Source organism: Streptococcus henryi DSM 19005 (genome assembly GCF_000376985.1).
Taxonomy (GTDB): domain Bacteria; phylum Bacillota; class Bacilli; order Lactobacillales; family Streptococcaceae; genus Streptococcus; species Streptococcus henryi.
In genome coordinates this window covers 341,071-360,338 of sequence record NZ_AQYA01000037.1, presented here as the reverse complement: position 1 = coordinate 360,338, position 19,268 = coordinate 341,071, and the positions used below count along the sequence as shown (strand labels likewise).

Genomic DNA, 19,268 nt, shown 5'->3' with positions numbered 1-19,268 from the left:
AAAATATAAATTAAATATATCAGCAGATAGTTCAACTAACCTGCTGATATCTAAACTAAAATACGAATTAAGTCGGGAATTGAGTCTCCTGACCTAAACTAGTTTATCAGTGCTTCACCGATAATGCGAACTTCTGGTTCAAGTTGAATTCCTGCTTTGGCATCAACGGTTTTAATCACGTGAGCAATCAAGTCCTCATAATCTTTTGCAGTTCCATCAGCAACGTTTACCATAAAACCAGCATGTTTCTTGCTAACTTCAACACCACCAATTCGGTAGCCCTTGAGGTCTGCTTCACTAATTAATTGACCTGCAAAGTGACCAACTGGGCGTTTGAAAACAGAGCCACAAGATGGGTATTCCAATGGCTGTTTCAATTCACGTAGGTGTGTCAATCGATTCATTTCTTGGCTGATTTGCAAGTAATCACCAGGTTTTAAAGCAAATTTGGCCGAAATAACAACATCTCCTGTTTCTTGAACAGAAGAGTGACGATAACCAAATGCCATTTCACGATTGGTTAAGGTCTTAATTTCACCCTCTTTTGTCAAAACTTGTGCAGAAACTAGAATGTGGGCAATTTCACCACCATAGGCGCCAGCATTCATGAACACAGCTCCTCCGATGCTTCCAGGAATACCGCAGGCAAACTCAAAACCAGATAAACTGTGATATTTAGCAACTCGCGTTGTTTCAATTAAATTAGCACCAGCCTCTGCTTCAATTGTGTAACCATTGACTGTCACTGAATTAAGCTTATCAAACATGATAACAAAACCACGGATACCGCCATCACGGACGATAATATTGCTTGCATTTCCCAAAACAATCCAAGGAATGTTTTCACGATTAGCGACTTGAACAATTCGAGACAACTCGAAACGGTTACGTGGGAAAGCTAAATAGTCAGCTGGACCTCCCACTTTTGTATAGGTATAATTTTTCAAAGGTTCATTAACACGAATGTCAATACCATTTAAATCATTAGTCAAAAAATCTGTCATTTCATCACTTTTCCATTAAAAAAATCGGCATAAAACCGATTATAATTATAACAAAAAAAATAGTATTTGACGATAGCTAGCTCATAGGAAAAATACAAATTTCAAGCACATTTGACTCTTACCTCTTACTTAGAGCAGTTATTTTTTATTCTAATAATTTACCTTACACTGGCCACATCAATTTTTTGGATGTCAGAACAATCTAGCGACTTAATTATTTCCGAAATAGGCTTGCCACTGACCGACAAATTAGGTGCAATATCAAGCAAAGGAACCATGACAAAAGCACGTTCTAACATGTACGGATGTGGCACTTTGAGATTATCTTCATTAATTAATGCATCCCCGAATAAAAGAATATCAATATCAATTGTTCTTGGACCCCAATGTTCATGACGAACACGACCTAGTTCTTTTTCAATACTTTGACAGTGATGCAACAAATCTTGTGCTTGTAAATTTGTTTCTAATTCACAACATAAATTAAGAAAATCATTCTGGTCTGTATTTCCCCAGGCTGGAGTTTCATAATATGATGACACCTTTGTCACATTGACATTAGGTAATCCATTCAAGAGTCTGATTGCCTCTTCCAGATAAAACTTTCTTTTCCCGATATTTGAACCCAGGCTTAGATAGACCTTTGTCATTCTCGAACCCTCTCTAACTCTATACCTACCGCATCATAATGACCATTAATAGGAGGATTTTCCTTTGTTATTCGAATGGTAATAGCCTCAACTGGAGCAAAGCCATCAAAAATATCCTGACAAATTGCACCAGCTAAACGTTCAATCAGCTTGTACTTCTTCTGTTCAGCCTGTTTTTTAATGGTTTCAAAAACCAGACCATAATGAACAGTATCTTCTAAATCATCAGACATTGCAGCTTTTTTCAAATCAACTGAAAGCGTACAATCAATAACAAAAATTTGTCCCAAAGTTTGCTCTTCAGAAAATGCACCGTGATAACCGTAAAAACGGCATCCTTTTAATTGTATTTTATCCATTTTACACCAACTGACTAATAACTTTAACGACATCACGATTGAGGTCAACATTGTGTACACGTACAATCTGGCAACCCTTGGCAATAGCCCAGGCTGAAAGCGCAGCTGTTCCCATGTCTCGATCAAGCGCAGCTGTATTTCCACCTAAGAGATGGTCAACCACGCGCTTCCGGGAAATCCCAAAGAGAACTGGATAACCTAATTGACAGACAGCATCCAAGCCCTTGAGGAGTTCCATATTTTGATCAACGTTTTTGGCGAATCCAAAGCCTGGATCAATCCAGATATTTTCCTTTGCAACTCCTGCTTCTAAAGCTTTCTGAGCACGCTGACTTAGGAAGTCACAAACCTCTTGAGTGATATTTTGATAAACCTCTTGGTCCTGATTATGCATGAGAATGATTGGGACCTTTCTCTCAGCAGCCAAGTCCAACATTTTCCCATCATAAAGTCCCGCCCAAACATCATTCAGAATATCTGCGCCGGATTCAAGTGCTGCACGCGCTGTTTCCGTTTTATAAGTATCAATACTTACTAAGACATCAAATTTTTCCTTGATGGCCTTAATTACTGGTACAACTCGAGCGATTTCTTCAGCAGTCTCAACAAAAGTAAATCCTGGCCGTGTTGATTCCCCACCAACGTCAATAATTTTAGCACCAGATTGAACCATTTTCTCCACTTGTTGGAGTGCTGATTCTACTGCAGTATAGTTTCCACCATCTGAAAAGGAATCAGGTGTCACATTAAGCACCCCCATGATGCAAGCTTGACCAGCAATTTCATGTTTTCCAATTTTCATTCGTCAACTCCTATTTTTCGCGGATTAAAGACAAGATTTCCTTACGTTCTTCACGATCTTCTTTGTAAAGCCCTTTGGCAACAGTTGTGATTGTCTTGCTTCCTGGCTTCTTGATACCACGCATAGTCATACACATGTGCTCAGCTTCAAGCATGACAAAAATCCCCTTTGGATGAAGTGCTTCTTCCAAGGCAGTGGCCACTTGATCTGTTAAACGCTCTTGTAATTGTGGACGCTTGCTGGCAACTTCAACAGCACGGGCTAGTTTACTAAGACCGGTCACGCGACCATCACTTGGCAGATAGGCCACATGAGCCACTCCATAAAAAGGAACCAGATGATGCTCACACATTGAATAAAAAGGAATATCCTTAACCAAAACCACCTCTTCATGGTTTTCTGTAAAAACTGCAGTAAATTGGTCTTTAGGATCTTCATTTAAACCCGCAAACATTTCTTGATACATTTTAGCAACACGCTTTGGTGTATCTAAAAGCCCTTCACGTTGAGGATTTTCGCCCAAGGCTTCCAATAATTGATATACTGCTTGTTCTAACTTTTCTTGATTTGCCATTTCATTTCCAATCTAATTCGTTTTTACTATTATAGCTTAATTCTGCTGTCTTGACAAAAGCGCCTGACGCACTTGCGAGATGAAATAAAGAGAGCCTGTAATAACATAAAAATCATCTTGACTGTCATAAGCAATCTCGCTCAACCACGCCTTCCAATCTCCCACTCTCTCATAACCCTGAGGATAGGCCTCCAACTTGATAGCATTTGGATAATCAAAGCTAGTAACTTTCACTGGTGCAAGCTGCTCCAAGATTTCCAACATACTATCAACTGGTTTAGTATCAATGGCAGCCATTAAAATATGAATCTTCCTACCACTATATGTTTTTAAGACATCAACCAAGGCAGAAATGGATTCATTATTATGAGCACCATCAATCATGACATTGCTTGCCATCATTTCAGTTCTACCAGCCCATTTGCTTTCAAGAAGCCCCTTACGGATACTGTTTTCATTAAGTTTTGGATAGTTTTTGGACAATAGCAGAGCTGTCTTGATGGCAAGACTTGCGTTGTTGATTTGGTGCTGACCTTGCATGGAGAGTTTTATAGCTTGAAGTTCAGCTTTGCTATCTTCAAAAGTGAAGCCTGACTCATGGCTCGAAACTGAGAAATCACGTCCCAAACGATAAGATTGACTAGATGTCTGCACAGCTTTGTCATCAAATATTGAGGCTACATCTTCTCGCTCACTAGCATAAATGAGGGGAACCCCTTCCTTGAGGACGTCAACTTTCTGCTCTGCTATTTGACCGTAGGTCTGACCGAGAATAGCCTGATGATCTAGCCCGATAGATGGACAAACCACAGCCAAGGCTTTGAAAACATTCGTAGCATCATCACGGCCACCCATACCAGCTTCAATGATAGCAAGGTCTACTGGATGCTGATGACCAAAGTATTCGAACATTAAAACCGTAATGGTTTCAAATTCCGTAGCCGGCTCCAAATCAATCTCCTGAGGCATGCGCTCCACCACGGGTTTGACGCGCTCCACCAATGATATAAAGTCTTGCTCGGAAATCATCTGACCATTCAAGCTGATGCGTTCCCTAAAATCAACAATGTAAGGTGAGGTAAAAGTTCCAACCTCATAACCAGCATGGCTGAAAATATGTTGTAAATAGCTAGTTGTAGATCCCTTACCATTGGTGCCCACAACATGAACAGCTGCTATTTTTTCCTGTGGATTCCCCAGTTGGTTGAGCATCCAAGCCATACGCTCCAAGCCTGGCTTAATCCCAAATTTGAGACGTCCATGTACCCAATCCAAACAATCCTGATAATTCATAATCACACTTCTTTCAAAAAACAGATTAGCTCTATTATATCATAGGTTGAGTTCAAAAAAAGCCAGCAATGCTGACTTTTGATATTATTCAACTTCACCAGCTTCAACAACTAAGTCATCTGGATTAGCTGCTGATCCGTAAATTGGCTCCAGTGTTTCTTCATAATCCTTATGGAAGAAGTTTTCCTCACCTAGTGTCTTAATTTCATCGTTGATCCAATCAAGCAACTCTGTGTTTCCTTTTTGGACTGCTGCAGCAATGGTATCAATATTACCTAAACTAGTAATCCCAACTTCATAACCTTTATTTTCCAATGCCCAAGCTAATACTTCCGTATTATCTGTTGAAAGAGCATCACCACGGCCGTCAAGAAGAGCTTGGTAAGCCTCACTGTATTGGTCAAATTTTAATAAATTAACTTCTGGATGTTCTGCTTCAAAATAAGTTTCAGCAGTTGTACCTTTACCTACAATCAAGTTTTTTCCTTTTAAATCTTCGACTGATTCAATAAGTGATTTACTTGGAGATACTACACCTAGAGCAACCTTCATGTAAGGCAAAGCAAAATCGACTTGCTTGGCACGTTCATCAGTTACAGTAAAGTTTGCCAAAATGATGTCAACCTTAGCTGAAGTAAGGTATTCTACTCGGCTGGCAGGATCAACTGCTACATATTCGACATCAACCTTCAAATCTTTCGCTAATCGGTTAGCAAAGTAGACGTCATAACCTTGATAGTCACCATGTTCATCTACGTAACCAAATGGTTTCTTATCCGAAAAAACACCAATTTTAATTTTTCCTGATTCCTTGATTTCTGAAAGTGTTCGTGCTTGAGCTGTATTTCCAGAAGAAGACGATGCAACAGATGAAGACTTATTAGAATCTGATGTTGAGCAAGCAGTCAAAAGAACTGCTACAATCAAACCTAAAAGACCTAAAAGATAATTAACTTTTTTCATATAAAACTCCTTTATACTCAATGAAATTCAAAATTAGAGAAGGCAAGCCGACGCAGACATACCTAATGGTAGGCAAGAAGGCTTAACCACCTATCATTTTGATTTTCGAAGAGTATTCATTTAAGATACCAAGGCGTAAAATTTATAACACGGTGACTGTCGCCTCGCTCCCTATCACCATGTTTTGTAACTAAATAATAAAATAGATATGTTTTTTTAGTCTATTAACCTATCGTTGAATAATCAAATACGGTTAGGAAATCTTTAGCTCTCTGTGTTTTAGGAGAAGCAAAGAAGTCATTTCCCTGACTTTCTTCAATAATTTTTCCATTTTCCAGAAAAATAACACGATCAGCGATAGCTTTAGCAAACTGTAGCTCATGCGTGACAATAATCATGGTACGTCCCTCATGAGCAAGCTCGCCAATCAAATCCAATACTTCTCTGACCATTTCAGGATCTAAGGAAGCCGTCACTTCATCAAATAAAATAACTTCTGGATGCAAGAGGAGACTTCTGACAATAGCCACTCGCTGTTTCTGCCCACCTGACAACTCTCTAGCAAACCGTTCTTCTTTGTCTGCTAAACCTACCCGCTTAAGTAACTCTCTTGCTTCCGTTTCAACGTCAGCTTTGGGGCGCCCCTGAGCTTTGACCGGACCCAAGGTCAAGTTTTGCATGACATTTAGATGTGGAAATAAGTCATAGGATTGAAAAACCATACCTATTTTTTGTCGTAACTTAGGCAAGTTCTTCTTATCTGCTAGGACCGATTCACCTTCCAAAGTGATTTCTCCTGATTCAAAAGTTTCCAGACCATTGATACAACGAAGCAAAGTTGATTTTCCACAACCTGATGGACCAAGAATGACTAGAACTTCTCCCTCTTCAACAGCAAGTGATAAGCCATCTAATATTTTGTGTGTTCCAAATGACTTATTGATATTATTAATTTCTAAAATTTTCTTTGCCACAACTTACTCCTTCCATTTTGACTCAAGATAGATTGATAACCTTGAGATTGGAAAACAAACCGCAAAGTACATGAAGAAAATCAAACCATATATCCAAATAGCAGAGCTTGGAACCGTTAGGCGATTAGCTTCAATGATTTGCTGTCCTACTTTTACAACTTCTACAACTCCAATCAAAACTATTAGAGAGGTTGTCTTGACCATCCGTGTCATAAGATTAACTGCTTGAGGAATGAGCTGTCGCAAAATCTGAGGAAAAATGACATACCAATAAAGTTGTTTTTGATTCAATCCAATGGCTAAGCCACTCTCAATCTGGTGTCTTGGTAACGAAGTCAAAGCTCCACGAACTAAGTCACCCATTTCAGCAGTTCCCCACATTGAAAAGACTATGATAGCAGCCATCTCTCCTGAAAAATTGATATTAAAAGTTCTAGCAAAACCAAAATAAACAATAAAGAGTAAAACTAATTGAGGCATAATACGAATAAACTCTAAATAGAATCGACAAATACCTCTTATCCACTTAAACCTCGAAGTCATCAGAATGCCAAATACAAATCCTAAGAGAATGGAAATTATTATAGCAATCATAGACAGCTCAATCGTTACCCAGAGACCTTGAAAAAGTCTAAGTAGATTCTTGCCCCGAAAGATGACTTGAATTGCCGAATCCTGCATAACGTAACCTCCTCTCAATTAGGGTAAATACTATTGATACTGGCAAAAGAATAATCAGATATGACAAAACCAACAGCAAGAGTGCTTCATCTGTTTCATAATAAATCCCAATCAAATCTTTGGCCACATACATTAAATCTGCAATGGCCACAATTGAAAAGACTGAAGTCTCCTTAATCAAGAATATGACATTTGCAGCAAATGAAGGTAGGGCAACCGCAAAAGCTTGAGGTAAGATAACATAGATCATGTTTTTGATTGGGCTCAAGCCGATACTCAATCCAATTTCGTATTGGGTTTTAGAAACAGCTTCTAAACCTGAACGAAAGGATTCTGCCATATAAGAGCCACCTAAGAATATCAAACCACTTATAGCACAGACTTCTGAACTAAGAATAATCCCAATTTTTGGGAGTCCAAAGTAGAGAAAGTAGAGCTGAATCAATAGTGGCGTATTCCGTGACAGTTCAATATATAATTGACTCAACTGACTCAAAATTGGAATCTTCTTGATTTTTATGATGGCAATAAGAAGACCAAGGATTGTTGCTCCAATAATACCCCAAAATGCTAATTTTAGCGTTATAAAGAGTGCATCTTGATATAAAGGTAAGCTTCTTTCTATAAATTCCCAATTTAGCACCATAGACCTCCTTCAAGCTTTAAAAATATTATAAAAGAAAGTCTTCATCTCGGATAATCTATTTTATTTATGACATGGTATAAGAAAAATTTATAACCAAAAAACAAGCATAGGAAACTACTTAGCTAGAATCCTATGCCTGTTTTTTATAAAATATCTAGTTTATAGAGACCTCTGACTGCATTACAAGCGTAAACAGCATCTGCTCTTTTCAAATCTTCTTTGGTCAAGAGGCATTCTTTGACTTGACCTGTTTTCAATAGGTGTTTTCTATATATGCCAGCTAGGATGCCGACAGATAGGGGAGGAGTTAGTAATTCTCCACCTATTTCTAAAACAAGGTTTCCTATTGTTGTTTCCTGGAGGTAGCCTTCCTTGGAAATAAAAATCTGTTCTGTCTCTGCCTTAGTCAAATGAGGACGGTAGCTCGTCTTATAATAGACAAATGGTCCTTCTATTGATTCTTGGCGCTGATGGATTTGAGCCTTGAGAAGAGGCTGGGGCAGGTCTTCTAAAAGACAGGCATGGCATTCTAATTGACCAGATTTAGTCAGTGATAGTCTCAGGCGGTAGTCTTTGGTCTTGTTCAGACTTTCGAGATAAGACTCAAGCTCAGCTCTGCTATTTTCCAAAGTAAAAGGATAAGAGAAATAGGCACTAGATTCTTGGAGACGCTCTAAATGATAGTCAAGCAAATCAATGTGTCCCTTAGTCACTTTGGCGGTCGTGATAAGGTCAAATCTAGGCTGTTTTCGATAGAGAACAGCACTTTTTTGCTTAGTCTCCTGGTATTCATCCTGCCAATTGCTGTCCCAAGTAATGCCCCCGCCGACACCATATATAGCCTGATTTTTATAAACTTGCAGACTTCTTATAGCCACATTGAAAATCCGATTGCCATTAGGCAGACAGATGCCAAGTGTACCGCAATAGACGCCACGTGGTTTGGGTTCAAGTCTGCTAATAATGTCTATGGTTGCGATTTTAGGAGCACCTGTAATAGATCCACAAGGAAAGAGAGCTTGAAAAATATCAACCAAAGTCGTATCTTCCTTGATGCTACTCTCAATGGTAGAAGTCATCTGCCAGACAGTTGAATAGGGTTCAAGCTCACATAAGCTAGTGACCTGCACGCTAGAAATTTCCGAAATTCGCCCCATATCATTGCGCAGAAGATCCACAATCATCATGTTTTCAGCACGATTTTTAACATCATTGGCCAACCAATCTCTTTTTTTCCTATCTTCTGCCAGATTAAAGCCACGACCTGTCGTCCCCTTCATGGGCCTCGTCCTCAAGGTCTGCCCCTCCGTTTGGAAAAAGAGTTCGGGACTAGCTGAAATAACTGCAAAATCATCGTGCTCTACAAAAATATTATAGGCTGCCCCTTGTTCTACCACTAGGCGGTTGTAAATAGCAAAGCTGTCAGCAGTTACTTTACTCGTCAACTGAATGGTATAGTTAACTTGATAGGTATTTCCCTGTCTGATATTTGAGTTGATTTCAGCAATTGCTCTTTCATATTCTTCTTTTCTAGTCTCATTTTTCCATGCATTAGGCATCTCTACTTCATCATAACTTTCAATAAAGTCCACTTCCTCAGCTGACTTGTGAACAGTAAAGTAGGCAAGATACTCGCCTGAGAGACGACTAGAATGAAGATTAAATTTGCTTTCAAAGGCTTTACTCGCTTCATAGGAGACGTAACCAACCACATAATAACCTTGCTTTTGAAAGGCTTCTACTTCTTCTAAAACTAAAGGAACTTGATGTAGGTCATCTGCTATCAATTCCTTTACGGGATTCTTAAAAATCAGTCGTCTCCCAAGACTTTTCACATCTACAACTGTTTGCTTATGCATTCCTTCTTCCTCATCAAAAAGGGAGTGGGACAGAACTCACTAACAAAAAAGAAGAGTTCGTCGTCCCACCCCCGCAAGGCCTAGTAGGGAAGTTCGAGCTTTGAAAAAAGCGAAGAGATTCCCACTAGGCTACTGCGTCTGGATTATATTCCAAATAATAATTAAGGAGCTGTGCTCTTTGCTCAGCTTCTTCTTTTTCTCATTTCTAATAATTGTCCGATAACAAAAATCGCTATAGCTGACCAGATAAAGATAAATCCTTTTAACTCACCAGCTGTGATTCCTTCTTGAAAAACCAGCACTGCTATTGCCAATTGAATGGTTGGATTGATGTACTGAATAAAACCAATAAGATTAAGTGGTGCTCTTTTCAGAGCCTCAGCGAAGAACAATAATGGTATAGCTGTAACTGCGCCAGAAAGCACAAGTAAGCTATTCTCAAGACTATTGTAATCATGCATGCCTTCCTTAGCAAAGAAAAGAAGATAAATCAAAGCAAAAGGCAAAATGATTAGACTCTCAACTAACATGGCCACATCGCTTGATAAACTGACAGATTTTTTGACCAGACCATAAAGGCCAAAGCTCAAGGCTAAGGCCAGCGAAACCAATGGCAGATTACCTGTATTGATAACCAATACGAGAACACCAATACCAGCTACCAGAATGGCTAAACGCACCGCATTGTTCAAAGATTCCCTAAGAAAAATGACAGATAAGCCTACGGAAACAAGAGGCATGATGTAATAGCCCAGGCTAGCTTCTGTCGCTTGACCATGACCAACCGCATAGATATAAACCAGCCAGTTGATACTAATTAGGAGACTTGCAAACAGCATGGTCAAGGCAGCTTTAGGATTTTTGAATAAGTTTGACAGTTCCTCTTTATAGACCTTGCTGCGACCAGAAAAGATCATGTAGACAAGCATGGTTAGACTGGTAAATAAAATACGGTAAGAAAGCGTATTATAGGCATTGACACCTGCTAATAGTTTCCAAAATAGAGACAAAAATCCCCAGCACAAGTAGGTAGATAAGCCTAGTAAGATACCCAGATTAGTCCTTCTCAATGACAACTCCTTTAGTGTCTACTCTTAGTGGACAAACTTGACCATCCAAATTCATGTCCTCAAGACTCTTAACCAAGTCAGCTTCCTTTTCTTGCTTGATGAGGACCATAACAGTTGGTCCAGCACCAGAGAGATAGGTAGCGTAAGCACCATGTTGGTTGGCCACTTCCTTGATTGCTGCGAATTCCTTGACCAATTTTTGGCGGAAGCGCTCATGGAAGAGGTCTCCTTGAATGGCTTTTCCTGCTTTTTCCAAGTCCCCTGTCAATAGCGCAGCGATTGCCACATTAGCGATTGAAGAGGCTGCAACTGCTTCTTTATAAGACATCTCACTGGGAAGCACACCACGGCTGTCGCTAGTTTTGAGTTCATAGTTTGGAATGAAAGCAACAAAAGCTGTCTCAGGAAAATCAGCTACGATGCTGTTAACATGGCCATCTACATAAGATGAAATGACAAGATTACCCAAAATAGCCGGTGCAACATTATCAGGATGTCCTTCAATTTCAGTCGCTATATCTAATTTTTGATCAGCAGTTAATTCTAAATTCCCAAGTTGATTGGATAATTCAATTCCAGCAACAATAACTGAACTTGAAGAACCCAGACCACGGGCCAAGGGAACATCTGAAACCATTTTCAGATGATGAGGCTGAAGGTCTCCCTTAACACGTAGTGCAGTTGCAATCAGGAGATTTCTTTCATCACTTGGAATTTCTTCACCTAAATCATGATCCACCTGCCAAGAATCAGAAGGTTCTAGAACTTGGATTTCTAAATACTTAGACAAAGCTACACCTACCGAGTCGAATCCCGGTCCAACATTGGCAGAGGTAGCAGGAACAATTATTTTCATCATAATCCTCTACTATTACAAATAAAGAGAACGACTAAGATTAGATTTTAGTCATTCTACTTAACTTTTATGAGCATTTGGTTTGCGGAACTCAATCTGATATCATTCTACTCATCGTACCAAAAGTGAGTTGAAAGCCCCTAACCTTTTGTCATTCTCTTTAATCTTTACTTGACAATTTAGTCGCCAAGTACCTTAAATGTATTAACTACTGTAAAGTCTGCGACAGCATTCAAATCAGCTGTTACATCCTCAAGTTGTGTTTGACTGAGTTCGTGTGTAATAATAACAACACGAGCTACTTCACCATTAGCTTTTTGCTGAAGTACTTGTTCAAAAGAGATATTTTGAGCATTGAAAATTTCAGCTAAACGAAGAATTTGACCTTTTTTATCTGGAACATCAATAGCAAAATAATATTTCGCAAAGACATCTGCTGGGTTTGCCAACTTAGTCTCACGAGCAAACTCGTTAAATGGTTTTCCAACATTCTTATCGTTGATACGACGAGCAATACGCACAATGTCAGCTGCTACTGAAGTTGCTGTTGGCTTTTGACCAGCACCTGGTCCATAATACATTGACTCACCGATACCGATTGATTCAACAAAGACCGCATTCATAACACCATTGACACTTGCAAGCGGGTGACCTTTTGGAAGGAATGTCGGTGCTACCTCAGCAGAAATACCTGACTCTACCTCACGTACATCACCAACAAGCTTGATAACATAGCCTAATTCTTGAGCAACTGCTACATCATCTGGAGTAATAGTTGTGATTCCCTTATGAGAAACAGCTGCAAAATCAAGCGTCATCCCAAAACCAAATTGACTGAGGATAACAGCTTTATAAGCTGCATCAATCCCCTCAACGTCATTTGTTGGATCACTTTCAGCATAACCTAGCTCCTGAGCTGTCTTAAGTGCAGCATCGTAAGTCCATCCTTCATCAACCATTTTAGTCATCATGAAGTTTGATGTCCCGTTCAAGACACCTAGAATACGAGTAACTTTATCAGACGTCAAAGAGTTTGCCAAAGTACGTAAGATAGGAATACCGCCAGCCACTGCTGCTTCATAATAGAATGCGACACCTTTATCCTGGGCAAGTGCAATCAATTCCTTACCATGTGTTGCAATCAAATCCTTATTAGCAGAAACAACATGCTTCCCAGCTTCCAAAGCACTTGTAATAAATGTACGAGCAGGCTCAATACGTCCCATCAATTCTACAACAATATCAATCTCAGAATCATTAAGAATCTCATTAACATCCGTAACAAAATTATAATCATTACCAGCAGCAAGAAGACGATTTTTTTCTTCATCATCCTTAACTAATACTTTGGTAATTTCAAGGTCACTACGTGATGCAGCTACAATTTTTTCACCATTTTCCTGCAAGAGGAAAGGAATACCACTTGCTACAGTCCCGAAACCTAATAAACCAATATTTACAGTCATAACGTCTCCTTATTCTCAAAAAATAAACATTTTAACCATTATAACAAAAATAATTCAGAATTTACAGAAAAATGCAACTTTTAAAAAGAAAAAGTTTGAAATTTAGCCTTTTAAACTGTTGTTTCAATAAAAAAATGATACAATTAATCATAATATAAGCATTTTTTTGAAGTACTATCTTAGATTCAAGAATATTCAAAACGACAAAATAGGAGATTTACATGCAAGAGAGAAGAAAAAGAAAGAAAAAAGCATCTAAAATTATTTTTATATTACTGGTAATACTGACTTTGACCCTGTCACTTATTTTAGTACTTAAATTGAGTCATCCTTTTAGCGAAAATAAGACTGAAGCATCCGTCACAAAAATTTCTAAGTCTAAAAAGGAATCTGAAACAACTACTAGTGATCAAATTAGTTCAGAAAGTCCTGATTCTGCTGATTTACCCATAGATTGGATTAAACAAGAAACTCCAATAAATATTCCAATCTTAATGTACCACGCTATCCATGAAATGGCACCAGAGGAAATATCAAACGCGAATCTGATTGTTGACCCAACTACATTTGAAAGCCATATTCAAAAACTTTCCGAAGAAGGGTACTACTTCCTCACTCCTGAAGAAGCCTATCAAGTCCTAAGCGAGAACGCCTTACCTAATGGTAACAATAAAGTGATTTGGCTAACCTTTGACGACAGTCTCTGGGATTTCTATGACCACGCGTTCCCAATTTTAAAAAAATATCAAGCTAAAGCAACTAATAATGTTATAACAGGCAGTGTCAATAACCCAGGCAGCTTGACTCTTGATCAAATGATTGAAATGAAAGAAGCTGGTATGTCCTTTCAAGGTCACACAGTAAATCACCCTGATCTTGAAATGTCAGATCTCAATTCTCAAAATAATGAATTAGAAATTTCAAAAGAATATCTAGACTCAGAGCTAAATCAAGAAACAATTGCAGTTGCTTATCCTGCTGGTCGGTATTCTAATGATACCCTTCAAATCACTCAAAGTTTGAATTACAAGCTTGGTGTCACAACAAATGAGGGACTAGCTTCAGCAGCTGATGGACTCCTCTCATTAAATCGCGTCCGCATCCTTCCAAGCACCACAGCAGAAAGTTTATTAAATCAGATTCAGTAATTTTTAATTTAATACTAAAAAATGCCTCGATAGCTAAAATAGCATTGGGGCATTAATTTTTTAATCTATTTCTTTTTTTATTTGACCTATACTATTAAGTGACTATCATCTTCCAGGAATATTAATACAAATATAGTAATTGACATCATCATATATGAAATTATACTCAAAATCAATATCTCCAAGAATATATTTTTGAATTAATTCGCCAAAGAAACCTTCTTCTAGTAAATCATTCAAGGCTAAATCATAAGACTCTTGGTTCTCAAATACTAACTCAATTTGTTTAAGATTTTCAGAATGTGAAAGTTGTTCAACATATGATTCCATTTCACCTCTTTGATAAGATTCAAAGAAGCAACCAGCTTGTACATAGTAGTTCAAAGAATTATCAGTGGATGTTGGTAAAGTCCAGACATCATCGATTGAACTGCCATCTTGAAATAAAATATCATCTGAAGCCGTATGACTATTATTAAATAAATAATCAGGTACACAGAGGAAATGATAATTGATCGTATCTGACATATCCTCAGACATCTCACCTTCGAAGATTGGATCCCCCCAAGTAGTATCAACATTATAACTTTGACCATTAATGATAACAGTATTCCAAGCATGAGGTAACTCTGATTCCTCAGTCTTATCCGACCTAGCAAATCCAACAATGTAAGTTGTTGGGATTCCGGCTTTGTTAGCTAAATATTGAAATGCTTTTGAATAACCAGAGCAAACAGATAATTGGTCAATAAAGACACTCCTGATATCCTGCCCTTTATCCAGTTCACTATCGTCAGTTAATGCTAAAGTATTATAATCTGTATAATTGATGATAAACTCATAAAGATATTTAACACGACTATAGTCGCTATCAGTAGGCATTTCAGCTAGTATTTGTTCGCTCATAACTTCAATCAATTGATATATTTCTTCAACATCATCCGGTGTCTCAATCTCTAAAATCAATTGGTCATTGCCGTCAGTCTGATAAGTATAATCATTGAACCAAAACACATCAGGATTATCATTTGTAAAAGCAGTAGAGATTTTTGCTAATGATTCATCATCAACTTCCTTTAAAGTAACTTCATCACTAAAATCATTAAAAGCAAGACGTAAGCGAGCATAATTTTCCTTCTCAACATCTGATAATTGTTGATAATAAAAATTTTCGGAGACAGAAGCTTGAACATCTTTTATTAATTCAATTTGTCCTTCATCTATAGCATTTTCTGAGCTTTTATTACTACTACACGAAGCCAAAAGGAAAACTGAAAATAACAGTACTAATACTTTCTTCACTTTAATCATATCACTAACCTCCTTGTGCTTATTATAGCAAAAATAATCTCATATTAAAGCTAAGATATTGTATTTTTTAGAAAATAATTAGATAACATACCAATATGTCTTAATTTCTAATCTCAGAAATATGTAGATAACTTTGTTAGTTTCACTGATCGAATTTAACAAAAATCCCTTTTGACTAAAATAGCATAATCATTATTTTCATAAACAAAAAACCCTTATCAATCAAGGGTTTTTACTATATTTCTATCCATCCTGAGGGAATCGAACCCCCATTTCAAGAACCGGAATCTTGCGTGATATCCATTACACTAAGGATGGATTGTCAATTAATGTTTATACTCTTTTAAAATCAAAATGATAGATGTCAATTTCGACTTGTCAATTGTCTTAGGACTAGTACTGCCTTCATCACACTTCCTCAGATGATTTTAATTATACTTGAGTATTATTTAGAAACAACATCTATTATTATACCATATCATATAAAAAATAAAAGACCTGCTTTCGCAAGTCTTCATTTTAATTACAATTCAATATCACCGAACAAGTCAGCCATTGAGAATCCAGTTTGAGTTTCTGGAAGTTCGTAATCACGTTTAACTTCACGTTTTTGACGACGTGGACGTGGCTGACGTTTTTCAGTGTTTTCACCTTCAGCTTGTGCTGGACGCTCTTCAAGAGCTTTGATAGAAAGTGACACGCGCTCGTCAGCAGCGTTAACTTCAAGAACTTTAACAGTTACTTCTTGACCAACTGAAAGAACATCTTTTGGATTTTCAACACGTTTGTGTGAAATTTGTGAGATGTGAACAAGTCCATCGATACCTGGTAATACTTCAACGAATGCACCAAAGTCAGTCAAACGTTTAACTTTACCTTCAACAACATCGCCTGTAGCAAGTTTTTGTTCAACGCCATCCCATGGTCCAGGTGTTGTAGCTTTAAGTGACAATGATACACGGCCTGCTTCTTCATCGATAGCAAGAACTTTAACTTCAACTTCATCACCAACAGCAACTACTGATTTAGGTGAAACGTTGCGTTCATGTGACAATTCAGTAACGTGGATAAGTCCATCAACACCACCAAGGTCAACGAAAGCACCAAAGCTAGTCAAGCGAGCAACTTTACCAGTTACAACTGAACCTTCAGCAAGTTTAGCAAATACTTCTTGACGAGCTGCTGCTGCAGTTTCTTCAACAACTTCACGACGTGAAAGGATGAAGCGATTTTCTGCTGCGTCAACTTCTTTGATTTTAGCATCAAATTCTTGACCAACAAATTTTTCAGTGTTGCGTACGAAACGAGTATCGATCATTGAAGCTGGGATGAATCCACGAAGTCCTTCAAACTCAACTGAAAGACCACCTTTAACAGCGCGAGTACCTTTAACAGTAACAACTTCGCCTTCACGACCAACAAGTTTATCCCATGCTTTGCGAGCTTCCAAGCGTTTTTTAGATACAAGGAAAGTTACTGTGTCAGTATCTTTACCTACTACTTGACGAAGAACAAGTACTTCAACTGTGTCGCCAGCTTTAACAAATTCATTGATGTCAGCGTTACGATCGTTAGTCAATTCACGAAGTGTAAGAACTCCCTCAACACCAGTGCCTTCGATAACAACGTTTGCTTGACCGTTATCAACTGTTAAAACTTCCGCAGTGACTACATCACCAGGGTTTACTTCGCTAACACTGTTTAGCAAATCTTCAAATTCATTCATTCTAAAAAATCCTCCAACAAAAGCTAGCTTAAGCTAGCTTTTGATAACAATATATTTTCTCAAGGTAACCCGCAACGACAACAACTCTTATCTTTGACGGTGTCAAGCAAAAGCTCGATACCTTTGACTGGGGTAGCTGGATTCGAACCAACGCATGAGGGAGTCAAAGTCCCTTGCCTTACCGCTTGGCTATACCCCAATGTTTTTGCTAAGATAATGTTCTGAAATGAACTCTGGCTAAACGCTATGTAAAAAAAGATAAGTTGTCTAGAAAATCAGGATTTTCTGCCAACTTCCTATTTTTACTGTGCATTTTGACGCCCTTAGTATCTTAGATATGGAAGGGGAGGGATTCGAACCCCCGAACCCGAAGGAGCGGATTTACAGTCCGCCGCGTTTAGCCTCTTCGCTACCCTTCCGTAACAACAAAAACTATTCTATCATAGTTTCTTATTGTATGCAAGTATTTTTTCACTACTTTTTAATGATTTAAGTTGTAATTTTCAATAATGTTTTCAATTGCTTTATCCATTGTTTTGAAAAATGTGTCAACTTCTCCATTTTTGATAACTGCAAATTTGCCGTCAAGCTCTGCAATTTCTCCAACAGTTTTTTTACCAATAATTAGATGGTAACCTTCTACTGCAGCATTACCAATTGTAACTTTGCTATCAGAAAGTTGAATCTCAATTTTTTTATCTTTTTTACTCATGTTTCACCTCACTCTTTACATTTTAACCGAAAATAAAAAAGCTTGCAAGAGCAAGCTTCTATTTTTTAATCAACTTTGACAATCCAACCTTCTGGTGCTTCAATATCACCAAATTGGATACCTGTCAACTCGTTATAAAGTTTACGCGTCACTGGTCCAACTTCAGTTTCGCTGTAGAACACATGAAAATCATCTCCATGTTGTACCCCTCCAATAGGCGAAATGACTGCCGCTGTACCACATGCACCTGCTTCAACAAATTTATCCAGTTCATCTAGCCTAACTTCACCTTCAATAGCTTTCATATTGAAACGGTTCTCTGCTAAATAAAGCAATGAGTATTTTGTAATAGATGGTAAGATAGATGGGCTATATGGTGTGATAAATTCATTATCAGCTGTGATACCGAAGAAGTTGGCTGATCCTACTTCTTCAATTTTTGTATGAGTTGCTGGATCTAGATAAATAACATCAGAGAATCCTTTATCCTTGGCATAGTTACCAGGCAACAAGCTTGATGCATAGTTCCCACCAACTTTAGCTGCTCCTGTACCTTGTGGTGCAGCACGGTCATACTTATCCTGAATTAAGAAGTTAGTTGGAGCCAATCCACCTTTGAAGTAGTTACCAACTGGCATCGCAAACACTGTGAAGATGTACTCCTCTGCTGGATGCACTCCAATAATATCCCCAACACCAATCAACAATGGACGAAGATAAAGTGTCGCTCCCGTACCATATGGTGGGACAAAATCATCATTTGCTTTAACAACTTGTTTACATGCTTCAATAAACTTATCTGTTGGAACTTGCGGCATCAAAAGTCGGTCAGCTGTACGTTGCAAACGTTCCGCATTCATATCTGGACGGAACAATTGTACAGAACCATCTTTTGTACGGTAGGCTTTCAAACCTTCAAAACCTTGTTGTCCATAGTGCAAAGCAGGTGAACTTTCTGAAATATGAAGTTTTGAATCTTCCGTTAAATCACCTTCGTCCCATTGACCATCTTTGTAATACGAAATGTAGCGGAATGGTAATTTTCGATATGCAAAACCTAAATTTTCCCAATCTAACTCAACTGTCATCTTTCTTCCTCTTTCTTCGTTTTTTTCTATTGTACGCTTTTTTCAGCGTTTTTCAAGTACTTTTCACAAAATTCTGAAAATTTATC

Annotated in this window: 19 protein-coding genes and 3 tRNA genes; 1 reads left to right on the top strand and 21 read right to left on the bottom strand. The window is 38.1% G+C overall.

The annotated features are described in order from the left end of the window. Nucleotides 1-98: 98 nt before the first annotated feature. The 14 genes from murB to F601_RS0111685 all read right to left on the bottom strand — a co-directional run bounded on the left by murB (nt 99) and on the right by F601_RS0111685 (nt 13,197). Nucleotides 99-1,004 carry a UDP-N-acetylmuramate dehydrogenase gene (murB, locus tag F601_RS0111750; protein WP_018165879.1) on the bottom strand — a complete coding sequence of 302 codons (906 nt, stop codon included), beginning with the start codon at nt 1,002-1,004 and terminating at the stop codon, nt 99-101. 158 nt (nt 1,005-1,162) lie between these two features. Then, nucleotides 1,163-1,654: a 2-amino-4-hydroxy-6-hydroxymethyldihydropteridine diphosphokinase gene (folK, locus tag F601_RS0111745; RefSeq protein WP_018165878.1), complete on the bottom strand. Its 492-nt coding sequence runs from the start codon at nt 1,652-1,654 to the stop codon at nt 1,163-1,165. Then, nucleotides 1,651-2,013, bottom strand: a complete 363-nt coding sequence (gene folB, locus F601_RS0111740; RefSeq protein WP_018165877.1) for a dihydroneopterin aldolase — start codon at nt 2,011-2,013, stop codon at nt 1,651-1,653. Before folB ends, folK begins: the two co-directional genes overlap by 4 nt. Before the next feature lies 1 nt (nt 2,014). Then, nucleotides 2,015-2,815, bottom strand: coding sequence for a dihydropteroate synthase (gene folP / locus F601_RS0111735; protein ID WP_018165876.1), 801 nt, complete (start codon nt 2,813-2,815; stop codon nt 2,015-2,017). Nucleotides 2,816-2,825: 10 nt separating this feature from the next. Continuing rightward, nucleotides 2,826-3,389: a GTP cyclohydrolase I FolE gene (gene folE, locus F601_RS0111730; protein WP_018165875.1), complete on the bottom strand. Its 564-nt coding sequence runs from the start codon at nt 3,387-3,389 to the stop codon at nt 2,826-2,828. 36 nt (nt 3,390-3,425) lie between these two features. Next, a complete protein-coding gene (locus tag F601_RS0111725; RefSeq protein WP_018165874.1) occupies nt 3,426-4,682 on the bottom strand; it encodes a bifunctional folylpolyglutamate synthase/dihydrofolate synthase in 1,257 nt (418 codons plus the stop codon). A gap of 84 nt (nt 4,683-4,766) precedes the next feature. Then, nucleotides 4,767-5,645: a cysteine ABC transporter substrate-binding protein gene (locus F601_RS0111720; protein WP_018165873.1), complete on the bottom strand. Its 879-nt coding sequence runs from the start codon at nt 5,643-5,645 to the stop codon at nt 4,767-4,769. 224 nt (nt 5,646-5,869) lie between these two features. Next, on the bottom strand, nt 5,870-6,619 hold the full coding sequence (locus F601_RS0111715) for an amino acid ABC transporter ATP-binding protein (RefSeq protein ID WP_018165872.1): 750 nt from the start codon (nt 6,617-6,619) through the stop codon (nt 5,870-5,872). Between the two features lie 3 nt (nt 6,620-6,622). Then, nucleotides 6,623-7,300, bottom strand: a complete 678-nt coding sequence (locus F601_RS0111710; protein WP_026183216.1) for an amino acid ABC transporter permease — start codon at nt 7,298-7,300, stop codon at nt 6,623-6,625. Continuing rightward, the gene (locus F601_RS0111705; RefSeq protein WP_018165870.1) at nt 7,251-7,946 is read right to left on the bottom strand and encodes an amino acid ABC transporter permease; all 696 of its coding nucleotides are present in this window, start codon (nt 7,944-7,946) and stop codon (nt 7,251-7,253) included. Before F601_RS0111705 ends, F601_RS0111710 begins: the two co-directional genes overlap by 50 nt. Before the next feature lie 143 nt (nt 7,947-8,089). Beyond that, nucleotides 8,090-9,805 (bottom strand): aminodeoxychorismate synthase component I, encoded by a 1,716-nt coding sequence (gene pabB / locus F601_RS0111700; protein WP_018165869.1) that lies wholly within the window; start codon nt 9,803-9,805, stop codon nt 8,090-8,092. 182 nt (nt 9,806-9,987) lie between these two features. Next, complete coding sequence (gene rarD / locus F601_RS0111695; RefSeq protein ID WP_018165868.1) at nt 9,988-10,875, bottom strand: EamA family transporter RarD; 888 nt, start codon at nt 10,873-10,875, stop codon at nt 9,988-9,990. Beyond that, complete coding sequence (gene thrB / locus F601_RS0111690) at nt 10,862-11,731, bottom strand: homoserine kinase (protein WP_018165867.1); 870 nt, start codon at nt 11,729-11,731, stop codon at nt 10,862-10,864. The genes rarD and thrB overlap by 14 nt, the downstream gene beginning before the upstream one ends. A 179-nt stretch (nt 11,732-11,910) precedes the next feature. Then, on the bottom strand, nt 11,911-13,197 hold the full coding sequence (locus tag F601_RS0111685) for a homoserine dehydrogenase (protein WP_018165866.1): 1,287 nt from the start codon (nt 13,195-13,197) through the stop codon (nt 11,911-11,913). A gap of 221 nt (nt 13,198-13,418) precedes the next feature. Between F601_RS0111685 and F601_RS0111680 the strand changes: the two genes are divergently transcribed. After that, nucleotides 13,419-14,345, top strand: coding sequence for a polysaccharide deacetylase family protein (locus F601_RS0111680; RefSeq protein WP_018165865.1), 927 nt, complete (start codon nt 13,419-13,421; stop codon nt 14,343-14,345). A 105-nt stretch (nt 14,346-14,450) separates the two neighbouring features. On the opposite strand, the gene F601_RS12605 is transcribed toward F601_RS0111680, so the two are convergent. The 7 genes from F601_RS12605 to F601_RS0111645 all read right to left on the bottom strand — a co-directional run bounded on the left by F601_RS12605 (nt 14,451) and on the right by F601_RS0111645 (nt 19,212). Further along, nucleotides 14,451-15,656, bottom strand: coding sequence for a transglutaminase domain-containing protein (locus tag F601_RS12605; protein WP_018165864.1), 1,206 nt, complete (start codon nt 15,654-15,656; stop codon nt 14,451-14,453). 246 nt (nt 15,657-15,902) lie between these two features. Then, nucleotides 15,903-15,974, bottom strand: a tRNA-Arg gene (locus tag F601_RS0111670). Nucleotides 15,975-16,179: 205 nt separating this feature from the next. After that, nucleotides 16,180-17,382, bottom strand: coding sequence for a 30S ribosomal protein S1 (gene rpsA / locus F601_RS0111665; RefSeq protein WP_018165863.1), 1,203 nt, complete (start codon nt 17,380-17,382; stop codon nt 16,180-16,182). 127 nt (nt 17,383-17,509) lie between these two features. Beyond that, nucleotides 17,510-17,581 (bottom strand) — tRNA-Gln (locus F601_RS0111660). A gap of 139 nt (nt 17,582-17,720) precedes the next feature. Next, nucleotides 17,721-17,801, bottom strand: a tRNA-Tyr gene (locus F601_RS0111655). 62 nt (nt 17,802-17,863) lie between these two features. Next, nucleotides 17,864-18,094, bottom strand: a complete 231-nt coding sequence (locus F601_RS0111650; RefSeq protein WP_018165862.1) for a DUF2969 domain-containing protein — start codon at nt 18,092-18,094, stop codon at nt 17,864-17,866. A gap of 65 nt (nt 18,095-18,159) precedes the next feature. Continuing rightward, on the bottom strand, nt 18,160-19,212 hold the full coding sequence (locus tag F601_RS0111645; RefSeq protein ID WP_281180469.1) for a branched-chain amino acid aminotransferase: 1,053 nt from the start codon (nt 19,210-19,212) through the stop codon (nt 18,160-18,162). Nucleotides 19,213-19,268: the final 56 nt, after the last annotated feature.

What these genes read in the sequence shown, in the direction of transcription:
- folK (WP_018165878.1), bottom strand. Translation starts at nt 1,654, where the DNA reads ATGACAAAGGTCTATCTAAGCCTGGGTTCAAATATCGGGAAAAGAAAG.
- F601_RS0111725 (WP_018165874.1), bottom strand. Translation starts at nt 4,682, where the DNA reads ATGAATTATCAGGATTGTTTGGATTGGGTACATGGACGTCTCAAATTT.
- folB (WP_018165877.1), bottom strand. Translation starts at nt 2,013, where the DNA reads ATGGATAAAATACAATTAAAAGGATGCCGTTTTTACGGTTATCACGGT.
- F601_RS0111680 (WP_018165865.1), top strand. Translation starts at nt 13,419, where the DNA reads ATGCAAGAGAGAAGAAAAAGAAAGAAAAAAGCATCTAAAATTATTTTT.
- murB (WP_018165879.1), bottom strand. Translation starts at nt 1,004, where the DNA reads ATGACAGATTTTTTGACTAATGATTTAAATGGTATTGACATTCGTGTT.
- F601_RS12605 (WP_018165864.1), bottom strand. Translation starts at nt 15,656, where the DNA reads ATGATTAAAGTGAAGAAAGTATTAGTACTGTTATTTTCAGTTTTCCTT.
- F601_RS0111705 (WP_018165870.1), bottom strand. Translation starts at nt 7,946, where the DNA reads ATGGTGCTAAATTGGGAATTTATAGAAAGAAGCTTACCTTTATATCAA.
- rpsA (WP_018165863.1), bottom strand. Translation starts at nt 17,382, where the DNA reads ATGAATGAATTTGAAGATTTGCTAAACAGTGTTAGCGAAGTAAACCCT.
- F601_RS0111720 (WP_018165873.1), bottom strand. Translation starts at nt 5,645, where the DNA reads ATGAAAAAAGTTAATTATCTTTTAGGTCTTTTAGGTTTGATTGTAGCA.
- thrB (WP_018165867.1), bottom strand. Translation starts at nt 11,731, where the DNA reads ATGAAAATAATTGTTCCTGCTACCTCTGCCAATGTTGGACCGGGATTC.
- F601_RS0111650 (WP_018165862.1), bottom strand. Translation starts at nt 18,094, where the DNA reads ATGAGTAAAAAAGATAAAAAAATTGAGATTCAACTTTCTGATAGCAAA.
- pabB (WP_018165869.1), bottom strand. Translation starts at nt 9,805, where the DNA reads ATGCATAAGCAAACAGTTGTAGATGTGAAAAGTCTTGGGAGACGACTG.
- F601_RS0111685 (WP_018165866.1), bottom strand. Translation starts at nt 13,197, where the DNA reads ATGACTGTAAATATTGGTTTATTAGGTTTCGGGACTGTAGCAAGTGGT.
- folE (WP_018165875.1), bottom strand. Translation starts at nt 3,389, where the DNA reads ATGGCAAATCAAGAAAAGTTAGAACAAGCAGTATATCAATTATTGGAA.
- F601_RS0111710 (WP_026183216.1), bottom strand. Translation starts at nt 7,300, where the DNA reads ATGCAGGATTCGGCAATTCAAGTCATCTTTCGGGGCAAGAATCTACTT.
- folP (WP_018165876.1), bottom strand. Translation starts at nt 2,815, where the DNA reads ATGAAAATTGGAAAACATGAAATTGCTGGTCAAGCTTGCATCATGGGG.